Source organism: Hominimerdicola alba 8 (genome assembly GCF_000178155.2).
Taxonomy (GTDB): domain Bacteria; phylum Bacillota; class Clostridia; order Oscillospirales; family Ruminococcaceae; genus Hominimerdicola; species Hominimerdicola alba_C.
Genome location: NZ_ADKM02000130.1, coordinates 194,152 through 209,644, shown reverse-complemented (window position 1 = coordinate 209,644; position 15,493 = coordinate 194,152). Strand labels below are relative to the sequence as shown.

Below are 15,493 nucleotides of genomic sequence, written 5' to 3'. Positions count from 1 at the left end.
TTTTGTTAAGAAATGAATTTTCTAACAAAATTCGCCGCAATTTTCGGTCACTTCATTCGCTTGGAGTTCAGCTTGTCGATATACTCACGCACAGCCCTTTCGGAGGCTTCGACTTAGTGTTTTAGGTCGGAGGCAGACATTCGGCGTGCGCCGCCGCCCATGATTATGACCTGTTCAAGTCCGTCAGAGGTCGCCACTGTGACGCGATGCTCTTTCGCCAATTGGTGTGCAGTGCGTTCGATGTAGGTGTCGGCAGTTTCAGCCTCTTTGGTGTAGACCACGCTGACACTGCCTGCTTTGTCGATATGCTCAGGCTCTTTGACCCTGTAGGCATCAAAAACAATGATAAGTTCGCACCCGCGACAGCCCTGAAAACTGCTGAGGCGGTTGATAAGCTGGCTTCTGGCGAGGTCAAGGCTCTTCGCGGCGGACTTTTTAAGTTCGTCCCACGCGAAAATTATATTATAGCCGTCCACCAGAAGATATTCGGGTCCTGTGGGGACAGGGCGCGGCTTTGACCTGCTTTTGGCGGCTTCTTTCGGGGTGCGCATGGCATACCGTTTTTTGCGGTTTATCGAGCCATAGGTTCGCTCGAATATCGCCATAAGTTCCTCGTCCTCGACCGCCCTGCGGACAAAATCAACGGCGCGGGAACGGACTTCCTCAGCCTGCTGATACTGCCTTCTGCCCGTTTCGGGGCTGACGTGCATGTACTCGTCAGCTTCGTCCCATGCTATGATATGTCCCGACCCATGCGAGCAGAAAACCGAATCTGCGGTGTTTCGCAGGTCGGAGTCAGGGTCGTAGGCTATTTCAGCCACTACCTTTTCCTGCTCGTTGCAGAGGTCATAGCCAGCCGCACGACAGTTCAGCCGCCCCAGACCCTTTGTGTAGCCCGCGACATCGGTGTGGTAGAACCTCAGCTTTGACACAGGCGCGGTGCCTGTGATGACGGCATTTTCGCCATCAGTTTCGGGCGGCTCGGTATTAGCGCCCATGCGGTCGAGGTCGGTGAGCGCACGACCGACATTCGCCGCAGGTATCTCCAATCGGAACGCATAGTAAGGTTCAAGCAGGACTTTCCGCGCTTTGCGAAGACCCTGTCTGACAGCGCGGTAGGTCGCCTGACGGAAATCACCGCCCTCAGTATGCTTAACGTGTGCGCGGCCTGCTGTCAGGGTGATGCGCATATCAGTTATGGGCGAACAGGTCAGCGCACCGCGATGAATGCGCTCTTTCAGATGAGTCAGTATCAATCTCTGCCAATTTCTGCCCAGAATATCCTCGCTGCAATCGCTGTCAAACTCAAGTCCGCTGCCGCGCGGGAGGGGTTCAAGCCGCAGATGGACTTCAGCATAGTGGCGCAGCGGCTCGAAATGACCCGCGCCCTCCACAGGTTCAGCGATAGTTTCGCGGTAGGCGATGCGACCCTCACCCAGTTCTATATCCATTCCGAAGCGCTCGGTGACGATGCGGCGCAGCACCTCAGCCTGCACCTCGCCCATCAGTGCAACAGTAATCTCGTGCAGCTGCTCGTTGTAGGCGACCGTCATGGTGGGGTCTTCGTCTTCGAGTATTTTCAGTCTGCCAAGCATCGTATGGTCATCAACTCCATCGGGCGCGATGACGCGGTATGTCAGCACAGGTTCGAGTATCTGCTCGGTGTCGGTTGACTCAAAACCCAGACCTTGTCCTGCGAATATAGATGTCAGACCAGGCACAGCGCAGACTTCGCCCTGACAGACTTTCTCGGCATTTTTCGCCTTTTCACCGCTGTAAACTCTAATTCTGCCGATTTTTTCGGTGACCTCTTCGCCATCACGGGAAAGATATGTGACAGCATCGCGAACCGAAAGACTGCCGCCCGTTATCTTCATGTGGGTGAGGCGCGCGCCGCCGTCATCGGATATTTTATAGACTTTAGCGCCAAAATCAGACTGTTCTTCGGGCAGAGGAATGTATCTTGCAACACAGTCGAGAAGATTCTCGATGCCCTCCAGTTTGAGAGCAGAGCCGAAACATACGGGGATAAGTCTGCGTTCTGCGATGGCATTTATCATGTTAGTGTCCGAGATCTCGCCCTTTTCGAGATATTCGTCCATCATTTCTTCGGTGCAGAGGGAGAGGGCTTCCGCTTTTTCATCGGCGGGCTGTGCCATTGATACGCACCTGTCGCCCAGCGACGCAGTGATGGAATTCATGACAAAATCCTTACGAGCGCCGGGCATATCCATTTTATTGACGAAAATGAAAGTGGGAATATCATAGCGGTCAAGCAGACGCGCGAGGGTCTTGGTATGGGACTGCACGCCGTCGGTGCCGCTGACAACAAGTATCGCCGCATCTATGACCTGCAAAGTACGCTCTGTTTCGCCCGAAAAGTCAACATGTCCCGGAGTGTCTAACAAAGTGAAGCCTACACCGCCGTACTCAAAGACTGCCTGCTTGGAGAATATTGTTATACCGCGATCACGTTCAATGGCATTATTATCAAGGAAAGCGTCCTTATGATCGACCCTTCCCAGCTTACGTATGGCTCCGCTTTTATAAAGAAGCGCCTCCGAAAGAGTGGTCTTGCCAGAGTCAACGTGAGCTAGGATACCGATTACTGCCTTTTTGTTCATATTATATAACCCGCCTTAATTTTCGACATTCTATCCGATACAAGAAGCGACCTTTCAGCTATGAAAAATCACCATCTGTTTTGATTGAAAGAACTAAGTCTATTATACCATATTTTTCCCCACATTACAAGCATAAAAAAGACCGAGCCTTGCGACTCGGTCTTGAAATTCATATAGCTATATCAGCAGTTGATTACTCGTTGATAGCAGTAACAACGCCGGAACCTACGGTTCTGCCACCCTCACGGATAGCGAAACGCAGACCTTCCTCGATAGCGATAGGAGTGATCAGCTCAACGTCCATAGTTACGTTATCACCAGGCATGCACATCTCCTTGTCAGCAGGCAGAGAGATAGTACCGGTAACGTCAGTTGTTCTGAAATAGAACTGAGGTCTGTAGTTGTTGAAGAAAGGAGTATGACGGCCGCCCTCTTCCTTCTTCAGAACGTAAACCTGACCGCTGAACTTGATGTGAGGATGAATGGAGCCGGGCTTGCAGAGAACCTGACCTCTTTCAACCTGATCTCTGGTGATACCTCTCAGCAGAGCGCCGATGTTATCACCAGCCATAGCGGAATCCAGAGTCTTTCTGAACATCTCGATACCGGTAACAACGGTGGACTGCTTCTCATCAGACAGACCAACGATCTCAACGGTCTCACCAGTGTTCAGGACACCTCTCTCAACTCTACCGGTAACAACGGTACCACGACCGGAAATAGTCATAGTATCCTCGATAGGCATCAGGAAAGGCTTAGCGTCATCTCTCTCAGGAGTAGGAATGTACTCGTCAACAGCGTCCATCAGATCAAGGATCGGCTTGTAAGCTGGATCAGACAGATCATCAGGAGCGTTCAGTGCAGCCAGTGCAGAACCGGTGATGATAGGAGTTTCATCGCCAGGGAAATCATAAGAGCTCAGCAGATCTCTGATATCCATCTCAACCAGCTCGAGAAGCTCAGGATCGTCAACCTGGTCAGCCTTGTTCATGAATACAACGATTGCAGGAACGCCAACCTGACGAGCCAGCAGGATGTGCTCTCTTGTCTGAGCCATAGGGCCATCGGAAGCAGCACAAACCAGAATAGCGCCGTCCATCTGAGCAGCACCTGTGATCATGTTCTTAACGTAGTCAGCGTGGCCTGGGCAGTCAACGTGAGCATAGTGTCTCTTATCAGTCTCATACTCAACGTGAGCGGTATTGATTGTGATACCTCTCTCTCTCTCCTCAGGAGCCTTATCGATCATGTCATAAGCCTCAAACTTAGCCTGACCCTTCATTGCCAGTGTCTTGGTGATAGCAGCGGTCAGAGTAGTCTTACCGTGGTCAACGTGACCGATGGTACCGATGTTTACGTGGGGCTTGGTTCTTTCAAAATGTGCCTTTGCCATAGGAATTTTCCTCCTTAAAAATAAATTTTCGTTTACTCAGACATATGCGTTCAGCGTATCTGAACGCATCGTCTGACATACCGTAGTATTATTATACCAAATTATTTATGATTTTGCAAGAGTTTTTACGAAAAAAATTGCAAAAATCAATCCTTTGCTCTGGAAGTCATGATCTTCTCGGAAATGCTCTTAGGAACCTGAGTATAGCTGTGAGGCTCCATAGCGTACTGACCACGACCCTGAGTCTTGGAACGCAGATCGTTGGAGTAGCCGAACATCTCAGACAGAGGAACCAGTGCATCAACCTGAACTGCACCTGTTCTCTGCTCCTGGCCGAGGATCTGACCACGTCTGGAGTTCAGGTCACCGATAACAGTACCCAGATAATCATCAGGTGCTATTACAGAAACCTTCATGATAGGCTCAAGGATTATAGGAGCAGCCTTCTTCATAGCCTCCTTGAATGCCATAGAGCCTGCGATCTTGAACGCCATTTCAGAGGAGTCAACTTCGTGGTAAGAACCGTCATACAGTTCAACCTTGCAGTCAACTACCTGGAAGCCTGCGAGTACGCCGCTTTCCATAGCGCCCCTGATACCTGCGTCAACAGCAGGGATATACTCCTTGGGGATAGAGCCGCCGACTACCTTGTTTACAAACTCGTAGCCTGCACCGCTCTCGTTGGGGTAAACATTGATCTTAACGTGACCATACTGACCCTTACCACCCGACTGCTTAGCATACTTGTAGTCAACGTTAGCTTCCTTAGTGATAGTTTCCTTATAAGAAACCTGAGGAGCACCAACATTTGCTTCTACCTTGAACTCTCTCAGCAGTCTGTCAACGATGATCTCCAGATGGAGCTCACCCATACCTGCGATAATGGTCTGACCTGTTTCTTCAGAAGTATAGGTTCTGAAGGTCGGGTCTTCTTCAGCCAGCTTAGCCAGCGCGATACCCATCTTCTCCTGACCTGCCTTAGTCTTAGGCTCGATAGCCAGCTGGATAACAGGCTCAGGGAATTCCATGGATTCCAGTATAACAGGGTTCTTCTCATCGCAGAGAGTATCACCTGTTGTAGTATTCTTAAGACCGATAGCAGCACCGATATCACCTGCATAGATGGTGTCGATGTCCTTTCTGTCGTTGGAGTGCATCTGAACGATACGGCCTATTCTCTCGTCCTTATCCTTTGTGGAGTTATAAACGGTAGAACCAGCGGTCAGCACACCTGAGTAAACTCTGAAGTATGCCAGCTTACCAACGAACGGGTCAGTAGCGATCTTAAATGCGAGAGCAGCGAAAGGCTGGTCATCGCCTGAAATTCTTTCGCACTCCTCACCTGTGTCGGGGTTAACGCCCTTGATGTGAGGAACGTCGATAGGAGAAGGCATATAGTCAACGATAGCGTCCAGCAGCTTCTGTACGCCCTTGTTTCTGTAGGAAGTACCACAGCAAACAGGAACCATTGTATTAGCAATGGTGGACTTTCTTATTACCTTCTTCATCTCGTCGATAGTGATCTCTTCATCAGCAAAGAACTTCTCAGCGAGATCATCATCAACTTCTGCAAGGTGTTCGATCAGATCAGCTCTGTACTGTTCTGCCTTGTCCATCATATCAGCGGGGATATCCTCGCATCTGATGTCCTTGCCCAGATCATCGTAGTAGATATACGCCTTCATTTCGAGCAGGTCGATGATGCCCTTGAAATCGTCCTCAGCGCCGATAGGCAGCTGTACAGGAACGGCGTTGCACTGAAGTCTTTCGTGAAGCATGTTCAGTACGTTATAGAAATCAGCACCCATGATATCCATCTTATTGACGTATACCATTCTTGGTACCTTATAGTTATCAGCCTGACGCCAAACGGTCTCAGTCTGAGGCTCAACGCCGCCCTTTGCGCAAAGAACGGTAACGGAGCCGTCGAGTACTCTCAGTGATCTCTCAACTTCAACAGTGAAGTCAACGTGACCAGGAGTATCTATAATGTTAAGTCTGTGACCCTTCCAGTAGCAGGTGGTCGCAGCAGAAGTGATGGTTATACCTCTCTCCTTCTCCTGTGCCATCCAGTCCATTGTGGAAGCACCGTCATGGGTTTCGCCGAGCTTATAGTTAACACCGGTATAGAACAGGATACGCTCGGTAGTAGTTGTCTTACCGGCGTCGATATGTGCCATGATACCGATATTACGGTAATCCTGCAGTTTGCATTCTCTTGCCATGATTTATCCTCCTCTATACTCTTACCATCTGTAGTGAGCGAAAGCCTTGTTAGCTTCAGCCATCTTATGTGTGTCGTCACGCTTCTTGCATGAACCGCCAACACCGTTAAGAGCGTCGAGGATCTCAGCTGCCAGCTTTTCCTTCATGGTATCTTCGTGTCTTTCACGAGAATACTTGGTTATCCATCTCAGACCCAGAGTCTGTCTTCTGTCAGGTCTAACCTCCATAGGTACCTGATAGGTAGCACCGCCGACACGGCGAGCCTTTACCTCCAGCTCAGGCATGATGTTGTTCATAGCCTCTTCAAAGACCTCGAGTGCAGGACGACCTGTCTTCTCCTCTACGATCTCGAATGCTCCGTAAACGATCTTCTGGGCAACACCCTTCTTACCGTCGAGCATGATATTGTTTACCAGACGTGTTACCAGCTTGCTGTTGTATACAGGATCCTGGAGCACATCTCTCTTAGTAACTCTACCTCTTCTTGGCACTTTAATTCCCTCCTTCACAAATAATGAATTCATAGGTACTCGCTCTGTGACCACGTTTTATCGCGTCACAGCCCCGTCAGTTCCATGCAGAGTTACTTAATATATATTAATCACTCCACTAAAACTGTGGTCTCCGCTTTTAGCGGCAATGAGTTATTCCTTTGATTATCTTCGGGACATCGTCCCATGTTCAGCAAGCATTCAGCTTACTTGGCAGCGCCTGCCTTAGGCTTCTTAGCGCCGTACTTGGATCTTGCCTGCATTCTTTTGGCAACGCCCTGTGCATCGAGAGTACCGCGGATGATGTGGTATCTTACACCAGGGAGGTCCTTAACTCTTCCGCCTCTGATAAGTACAACAGAGTGCTCCTGAAGGTTGTGACCGATGCCGGGAATGTATGCAGTTACCTCGTAGCCGTTGGTCAGCTTTACTCTGGCTACCTTTCTCATTGCGGAGTTAGGCTTCTTAGGAGTAGCGGTTCTTACAACGGTGCAAACGCCTCTCTTCTGAGGACAGCTCTGATCGATAACTCTCTTCTTCTTGGCATTGAAGCCCTTCTGAAGTGCAGGAGCTGTAGACTTGTCTGCAAGTACATTTCTGCCCTTTCTTACTAACTGGTTAAAGGTTGGCATGATTTCTCTCCTTTCATCAAATAGTTACACTGACCCTATTGTCAGCGTACTTGTCTATTATACACTCCTTTATCCGATCTGTCAAGCATCTTAACATAATTTTGACACTTCACACAAAACGTTTTGCCAAAGTTGCGGGCGGGGTGTACATTATCTACTGTTTCGCTTTATTTTTCGGTGATGTCAGATATCACAGCCACAAAAAAACTCCCCCGCATAAGCGAGGGAGCGATATTTTAAAATAACGGATCGGTAACAGGGTGAGTGCTTTCGTTCTTGACGATCTCGACCTTGTTATAAACATCCATACCTGTACCCGCAGGTATCAGCTTACCGATGATAACGTTCTCCTTAAGACCCTGCAGCTTATCGGTCTTGCCTCTGATAGCTGCATCTGTAAGAGCCTTAGTGGTTTCCTGGAAGGAAGCTGCTGACAGGAAGCTGTCAGAGTAGCTGGAAGCCTTAGTGATACCCTGAAGAACAGGCAGTGTGGTGATGAGTCTTGCGTTCTCGTCGCCTGCATCGATCTGAGCCTGTATCTCTTCGTTCAGTCTGTCAACTTCGTTTCTGTCTACCAGTTCACCGGGCAGCTTGAAGCTGGAGCCTGCGTCATCGATCTTGACCTTTCTCATCATCTGGCGGACGATAACTTCGATGTGCTTGTCGTTGATATCAACACCTTGCAGACGGTAAACCTTCTGAACTTCGGTGATGATGTAATTCTGGACAGCCTTTTCGCCGTTGACAGCAAGGATATCGGCAGGGTTGATGGAACCTTCTGTCAGAGGTTCACCGGGAACGACGACCTGACCTTCTTTTACTCTGATCTTATAGCCGTAAGGGATAGGATAGCTTTCCTCAACGGGAGTTATCCTGCCGTCAGCCATTATCTCTTCGGTAACGGTGATCTGCTTGGTCTTCTTGACCTCTTCGATCCTTACTACGCCGCCGATCTTAGAGATGATAGCAGCGCCCTTAGGCTTTCTCGACTCGAACAGTTCCTCGACACGGGGAAGACCCTGTGTGATATCTTCTGCCGATGCGATACCGCCTGTATGGAAGGTTCTCATTGTCAGCTGAGTACCAGGCTCACCGATGGACTGTGCGGAGATTACGCCGACTGCTTCACCGACCATGACGACGCTGCCGTTGGCAAGGTTAGCGCCGTAGCACTTAGCGCAAACGCCGTTTCTCGCCTTGCACTGGAGCACGGATCTTATCTGGATAGAGGTCTTGCCCTCAGCTTCAAGGGCTGCCACGATCTTAGCCGCGTCATGCTCGCTTATCAGCTTGTTCTTGGTGCAGATCATCTCGCCTGTCTTAGCGTCCTTGTAGTCTTCAACAAGGTATCTGCCCACAAGTCTTTCGCTCAGCGGCTCGATCATTTCGTTGCCGTTCTTTATATCGAAGATCTCGATACCTACGTGTGTACCGCAGTCTTTCTGTCTTATGATAACGTCCTGCGAAACATCGACCAGACGTCTTGTCAGGTAACCGGAGTCAGCAGTACGCAGCGCGGTATCTGCCAGACCCTTTCTTGCGCCTCGTGAGGAAATGAAGTATTCCAGTATGTTCAGACCCTCACGGTAGTTGGCTCTGATAGGCATCTCGATGGTAGAACCCGATGTATTTGCTATCAGACCACGCATGCCTGCGAGCTGTCTTATCTGGTTTATCGAACCACGGGCACCTGAGTCAGCCATCATATGGATAGGATTGTGCTCGGTGTCGTAGCTTGCTTTCAGTGCCTCTGTTACCTTATCGGTAGCAGCGTTCCAGATCTCGATGAACTTCTTGGACTTCTCCTCACGGGAGATATAGCCTCTCTTATACTGCTTATCCACCTTTTCTACCAGTGCATCAGCCTCAGCGAGTATATCCTTCTTGGAAGCGGGGATATCCGCATCGCAGACTGCAACGGTTATGGCAGACTTGGTGGAATACTTATAGCCCAGTGCCTTGATGTTGTCGAGCACTTCGGAAGTAGCGGTGGTGCCGTGTTTCTGTATACAACTGTCGATGATATCACCCAGCTGCTTCTTCTTTACGAGGAAGCTGACTTCGAGGTCGAACATCTTATCCGACTCATTTCTGTCAACATAGCCCAGATTCTGAGGAATGATGGAGTTGAAGATAAGTCTGCCGACTGTTGCATCGATGATCTTTGAGATAGTTCTCTCACCGATCTGCTTGGTGATACGTACCTTGATGGCAGCATGCAGCGAAACATCGTGGTTATCATACGCCATGATAGCTTCGTTGACATCTCTGAACACCTTGCCCTCACCTGGTTCACCCTTCTTCTGGAGAGTCAGGTAATAGGAACCCAGCAGCATATCCTGCGAAGGAACAGCCACAGGACGACCGTCCGAAGGCTTAAGCAGGTTGTTAGCTGCCAGCATGAGGAATCTCGCCTCAGCCTGTGCTTCAACGGATATAGGCAGGTGTACCGCCATCTGGTCGCCGTCGAAGTCGGCGTTGAACGCGGTACAAACCAGCGGGTGCAGCTTGATCGCTCTGCCTTCGACCGGGATAGGCTCGAACGCCTGGATACCCAGTCTGTGCAGTGTAGGTGCGCGGTTGAGCATTACAGGGTGACCCTGTATAACGTTCTCCAGAGCGTCCCAAACTTCGGGCTTTGCTCTTTCAACGTACTTTCTTGCGCTCTTTATATTAATAGTAGGATTGGTGTCTACCAGTCGCTTCATAACGAACGGCTTGAACAGTTCCAGCGCCATCTCCTTAGGCAGACCGCACTGATACATTTTCAGTTCAGGGCCAACGACGATAACGGAACGTCCCGAATAGTCAACACGCTTACCCAGCAGGTTCTGACGGAAACGACCCTGCTTACCTTTAAGCATATCCGAAAGAGATTTGAACGCCCTGTTGTTGGGACCTGTCACAGGTCTGCCGTGTCTGCCGTTGTCGATCAGTGCGTCAACAGCTTCCTGAAGCATTCTCTTCTCATTTCTTACGATGATATCGGGTGCTTCCATCTCGAGCATTCTTCTCAGACGGTTATTTCTGTTGATAACTCTTCTGTAGAGGTCGTTCAGGTCGGAGGTAGCATATCTGCCGCCGTCCAGCATTACCATAGGTCTGATATCGGGCGGTATTACGGGTACAACGTCCAGTATCATCCATTCGGGTCTGTTGCCCGATGATCTGAATGCTTCAACGATCTCCAGTCTTTTCAGGAGCTTGATCTTCTTCTGACCTGCGGGCAGTTCTTTCAGTTCAGCCTTAAGTTCAGCGGAGAGTTTCTCCAGATCTATCTCTTCAAGCAGCTGCTTGATCGCCTCAGCGCCCATGCCTGCCTTGAAGTCATTCTCGTCATACTTTATCAGCAGATCGTTATACTCCTGCTCGGTCAGCAGCTTGCCCTTTACCAGCTCGGTATTACCCGGATCGATAACGATATACTTTGTGAAGTACAGCACTTCTTCCAGTCTTTTCTGGGAGATCTCCAACATCTGACCGATACGGGAGGGTGTGCCTTTGAAATACCAGATATGCGAAACGGGTGCTGCCAGTTCGATGTGACCCATTCTTTCACGTCTTACCTTAGCCCTTGTTACTTCAACGCCGCAGCGCTCGCAGATCTTACCCTTGAAGCGTATCTTCTTATACTTACCGCAGTGGCACTCCCAGTCCTTATGTGGTCCGAATATCCTTTCGCAGAACAGACCGTCCTTTTCGGGCTTCTGTGTACGGTAATTTATTGTTTCGGGTCTTGTTACCTCACCGTAAGACCACTCTCTGATCTTTTCGGGCGAAGCAAGACCTATCTTTATTGATTCAAATACATTAAAATCCAACAGCGATACCCCTTCCTTGATATTAAGAAGTTTAGAAGTAAGAGGTAAGAAGCGCAGCGCCGTCAGTGGGCGCTGACTGCCTCTTCTTCCCTGATCTTTTGTTTTGCCGAATGAGTGCCGGCACTATTTGTCTGCCTGCTTATTCAAACAGGTCATCTTCATCTTCAACGTCGCCTGTGTAGCTGTCGTGCAGATAATCGTCATCATCGTCACCGCTGCCGTCGCCGTAGCTGTAATCGTCATCACCGCTGCTGCCGTAATCGTCCAGATCACCGCGATCCAGTTCGGAAGTACCGTCCTCGTCCTCAGCGGAGAAGCCTTCACCGAAATCCTCACTCTCAGCCGACATCTTGGTATTGTCATCAGCGTAGTGTGTGGGGATCAGATCGTCATCATCATCGAACTTCTGCTTGAGGTCGATCTCTTCGTTATTGATGTTCAGCACCTTGATATCAAGGCAGAGCGACTGAAGTTCCTTGATAAGCACCTTGAACGCCTCAGGAACGCCCGGGTTAGGAACGTTCTGACCCTTGACGATAGCCTCGTAGGTCTTGACACGTCCGTTCAGGTCATCCGACTTGACAGTCAGGATCTCCTGAAGTGTATAAGCAGCGCCGTATGCTTCCAGCGCCCAAACTTCCATCTCACCGAAACGCTGACCGCCGAACTGTGCCTTACCGCCGAGAGGCTGCTGTGTTACCAGTGAGTAAGGACCAACGGAACGTGCGTGGATCTTATCATCGACCAGATGGTGGAGTTTCAGGTAGTACATGTAACCTACGGTAACGCGGTTATCGAACTTCTCACCTGTTCTGCCGTCGTAAACGGTGAACTTACCGTCTTCGCTCATGCTCAGTGCATTGGGGTTGATGACTTCGTCCATCGGGTGGATCTCAAATTCATCGTCCTTATGCTCGAGGTAGTTCTGCTGTGCCATCTTGAAGCACTCACGGATATCAGCCTCGTGTGCGCCGTCGAATACAGGGGTCATTATCTTCCAGCCAAGCGCCTTTGCAGCCATACCAAGATGAACTTCAAGCACCTGACCGATATTCATACGTGAAGGCACGCCCAGAGGGTTCAGGCAGATATCCAGAGGAGTACCGTCCTCGAGGAAAGGCATATCTTCCTGCGGGAGTATTCTTGAAACGACACCCTTATTACCGTGACGACCCGCCATCTTATCGCCCACAGAGATCTTTCTCTTCTGTGCGATGTAGCATCTTACCAGCATGTTTACTCCGGGAGAAAGTTCGTCACAGTTCTCGCGGGTGAACACTCTGACTTCTATAATAGTACCTGCCTCACCGTGAGGTACCTTAAGTGAATTATCTCTTACTTCTCTAGCCTTCTCACCGAAGATCGCTCTCAGCAGTCTTTCTTCGGCAGTCAGTTCGGTCTCGCCCTTAGGCGTTACCTTACCTACCAGGATATCGCCCGATCTTACCTCAGCACCTATCCTGATGATACCGTTCTCGTCCAGATCCTTCAGCGCGTCCTCACCGACGTTGGGGATATCTCTTGTGATCTCCTCAGGTCCCAGCTTGGTATCTCTTGCTTCGGTTTCCAGATCCTCGATGTGTATAGAGGTATACTTATCCTGCTTTACAAGGTTCTCGTTCAGCAGAACTGCGTCCTCGTAGTTATAGCCTTCCCAGGTCATGAAGCCTATCAGTGCATTCTTACCCAGTGAAAGTTCGCCGTTTGAAGTAGCGGGACCGTCACCGATGATCTGGTGAGCCTCGATGCGTTCGCCCTTATCAACTATAGGACGCTGGTTAGTGCAGGTACCTGCGTTCGACCTTTTGAACTTGGTCAGTTCGTAGGTGTGCATATTGCCGTCGTCCTCACGGACAACTATCTTATCAGCGTCAACGCTCTCAACAACGCCCGCCTTAGTTGAAACTACAGCAACGCCTGAATCGATACAAGCCTTGTACTCCATACCTGTACCAACGATAGGCGACTCGGTCTTGAGAAGCGGCACAGCCTGCCTCTGCATGTTCGAGCCCATCAGTGCGCGGTTCGCGTCATCGTTTTCGAGGAAAGGTATGCAGGCAGTCGCAACAGAAACGACCATCTTAGGCGAAACGTCCATGAAATCGATCTTCTCGTTCTCGATCTCAAGGATCTGATCTCTGTATCTGCCGTTTACCTTAGCCCTTGCGAACTTGTGGTCTTCGGTCAGCGGTTCGTTTGCCTGTGCTACCATGAAGTTATCCTCGACATCAGCAGTCATGTAAACTACCTCGTCGGTAACTACGCCTGTTTCCTTATCGACTCTTCTGTAAGGTGCTTCGATGAAGCCGTACTTATTTATTCTTGCGAATGATGCCAGATAGGAGATCAGACCGATGTTAGGACCTTCGGGTGTTTCTATTGGGCACATTCTGCCATAATGTGTGTAGTGAACATCGCGGACTTCAAATCCCGCTCTGTCTCTTGACAGACCGCCGGGACCCAGTGCCGAGAGTCTTCTCTTGTGAGTCAGCTCAGCAAGAGGGTTGTTCTGATCCATGAACTGTGACAGAGGAGATGAACCGAAGAACTCTCTGATAGCCGCAGTGATGGGTCTTATATTTATCAGTGCCGCAGGTGTAACGACTTCGCTGTCCTGCGACTGTATATTCATTCTTTCACGGATAACTCTTTCCATTCTGGTGAAGCCGATACGGAACTGGTTCTGGAGCAGTTCACCTACCGAACGGATACGTCTGTTGCCCAGATGGTCGATATCGTCCACTGTGCCAACGCCGTCGCAGAGATTGAGGAAATAGGAAACTGTAGCCACGATATCATCTATAACGATGTGCTTCGGCACAAGTTCATCAGCCCTTGTCCTGATGGTTTCCTTCAGTTCTTCCTCATCATCGGTGCTTTCCAGTATCTCTTTGAGGACTGCAAAGCTGACCTTTTCATTGATGCCGCACTCAGCGGGATCAAAGTCAACATAAGCCTGCATATCTACCATGCCGCTGCCTATGATCTTGACTTCCTTATCTACCATTCTGGTAACAGTTTCGCCTGTGGGAGCAGTTTCATACTCCTTGACCTCGACTGAAACGAACGCTTCCTTAACGCCCGCAGTTTCGATCTCCATAGCCTTCTCATAATTGATAAGGTCGCCCTCTTCCGCGAGGACTTCGCCTGTCATGGGAGCAACGACGGCTCTTGTCAGCTTATGACCTACCAGTCTGGAACCTACGCCCAGCTTCTTGTTATACTTATAGCGTCCGAATCTTGACAGGTCGTATCTCTTGGCATCGAAGAACAGATTGTTCAGGTGAGTTTCGGAGGACTCGACCGTAGGAGGCTCGCCCGGACGGAGCTTCTGGTATACCTGTAACAGAGCTTCCTCGCGGTTAGCGGTCTGGTCTTTCTGCATGATGGTCTGAGTCAGACGCTCGTCAACGCCGAAAGTAGCCTCGATCTCCTCATTTGTGCCGAAGCCCAGTGCTCTTATAAAAGTAGTTATCGGTATCTTTCTGTTCTTATCTATACGGACATAAACGACATCGTTGGAGTCCATCTCGTATTCGAGCCACGCACCTCTGTTAGGTATAACGGTGGTCTTGAACAGGTCCTTACCTGTCTTGTCCTTGTCAAAAGCATAGTAAACGCCCGGTGAACGCACCAGCTGAGATACTATGACACGCTCAGCGCCGTTGATGACGAATGTACCGCTGTCGGTCATCTTCGGGAACTCGCCCATAAATACCTCTGACTCCTTGATCTCTCCCGTTTCGAGATTGTTGAGTCTTGCGGTAACTCTCAGCGGAACTGCATACGTTGCATCTCTCGCCTTACACTCGGCTATCGTATACTTTGAGTTTTCATCAAAGCGGTAGCCGACAAAAGTCAGCTCCAGATTGCCGTTGTAGTCTGTGATCGACGAAACGTCCCTGAAGACCTCCTTAAGACCCTCATCCAGAAACCACTGGTAAGAGTTCTTCTGCACCTCGATGAGGTTAGGCATTTCCAGGACTTCGTTGATCTTGGCGAAGCTTTTTCTGGTGTTTTTACCAAGTCTTACGTCCTTGACATTAACCATAGGCTCGATCACTCCTTAATTTATTTCAAAATCTTTGTTAACTTTCTGTGACTCATGCTTTTTCCAGCACTTGACAAGTGGTCAAAAAGCACCTCACGAAAGGGTCTTTTACCCTCTTTTTGTCACATTTCGGCAACAAAACAGGCGTAAAAATCCATTATGATACAGTATAAGATTATATCACATACTGCAACCCTTGTCAAGACTTTTACGCCCTATAAATTATTCGATTTTCGATTTTCGCCGCTTTTCACA

Annotated in this window: 7 protein-coding genes; all 7 read right to left on the bottom strand. The window is 49.6% G+C overall.

Annotation, left to right across the window (positions count from 1 at the left end; translation table 11 throughout):
* Positions 1-113 precede the first annotated feature (113 nt).
* Positions 114-2,624, bottom strand: a complete 2,511-nt coding sequence (locus CUS_RS17100) for a translation factor GTPase family protein (RefSeq protein ID WP_002852973.1) — start codon at positions 2,622-2,624, stop codon at positions 114-116.
* Positions 2,625-2,817: 193 nt separating this feature from the next.
* On the bottom strand, positions 2,818-4,017 hold the full coding sequence (tuf, locus tag CUS_RS17095) for an elongation factor Tu (protein ID WP_002852774.1): 1,200 nt from the start codon (positions 4,015-4,017) through the stop codon (positions 2,818-2,820).
* Positions 4,018-4,163: 146 nt separating this feature from the next.
* On the bottom strand, positions 4,164-6,242 hold the full coding sequence (gene fusA, locus CUS_RS17090) for an elongation factor G (protein ID WP_002853082.1): 2,079 nt from the start codon (positions 6,240-6,242) through the stop codon (positions 4,164-4,166).
* A 21-nt stretch (positions 6,243-6,263) separates the two neighbouring features.
* Positions 6,264-6,734 (bottom strand): 30S ribosomal protein S7, encoded by a 471-nt coding sequence (rpsG, locus tag CUS_RS17085; RefSeq protein WP_002853108.1) that lies wholly within the window; start codon positions 6,732-6,734, stop codon positions 6,264-6,266.
* Positions 6,735-6,940: 206 nt separating this feature from the next.
* Positions 6,941-7,366, bottom strand: coding sequence for a 30S ribosomal protein S12 (gene rpsL / locus CUS_RS17080; protein ID WP_002852924.1), 426 nt, complete (start codon positions 7,364-7,366; stop codon positions 6,941-6,943).
* Positions 7,367-7,602: 236 nt separating this feature from the next.
* Positions 7,603-11,187, bottom strand: coding sequence for a DNA-directed RNA polymerase subunit beta' (gene rpoC / locus CUS_RS17075; RefSeq protein ID WP_002852700.1), 3,585 nt, complete (start codon positions 11,185-11,187; stop codon positions 7,603-7,605).
* 139 nt (positions 11,188-11,326) lie between these two features.
* Positions 11,327-15,238 (bottom strand): DNA-directed RNA polymerase subunit beta, encoded by a 3,912-nt coding sequence (rpoB, locus tag CUS_RS17070; protein ID WP_002852722.1) that lies wholly within the window; start codon positions 15,236-15,238, stop codon positions 11,327-11,329.
* Between the last annotated feature and the right edge of the window lie 255 nt (positions 15,239-15,493).

Coding starts and splice junctions, on each gene's coding strand:
- tuf (WP_002852774.1), bottom strand. CDS start 4,017: ATGGCAAAGGCACATTTTGAAAGAACCAAGCCCCACGTAAACATCGGT.
- rpsL (WP_002852924.1), bottom strand. CDS start 7,366: ATGCCAACCTTTAACCAGTTAGTAAGAAAGGGCAGAAATGTACTTGCA.
- rpoB (WP_002852722.1), bottom strand. CDS start 15,238: ATGGTTAATGTCAAGGACGTAAGACTTGGTAAAAACACCAGAAAAAGC.
- CUS_RS17100 (WP_002852973.1), bottom strand. CDS start 2,624: ATGAACAAAAAGGCAGTAATCGGTATCCTAGCTCACGTTGACTCTGGC.
- fusA (WP_002853082.1), bottom strand. CDS start 6,242: ATGGCAAGAGAATGCAAACTGCAGGATTACCGTAATATCGGTATCATG.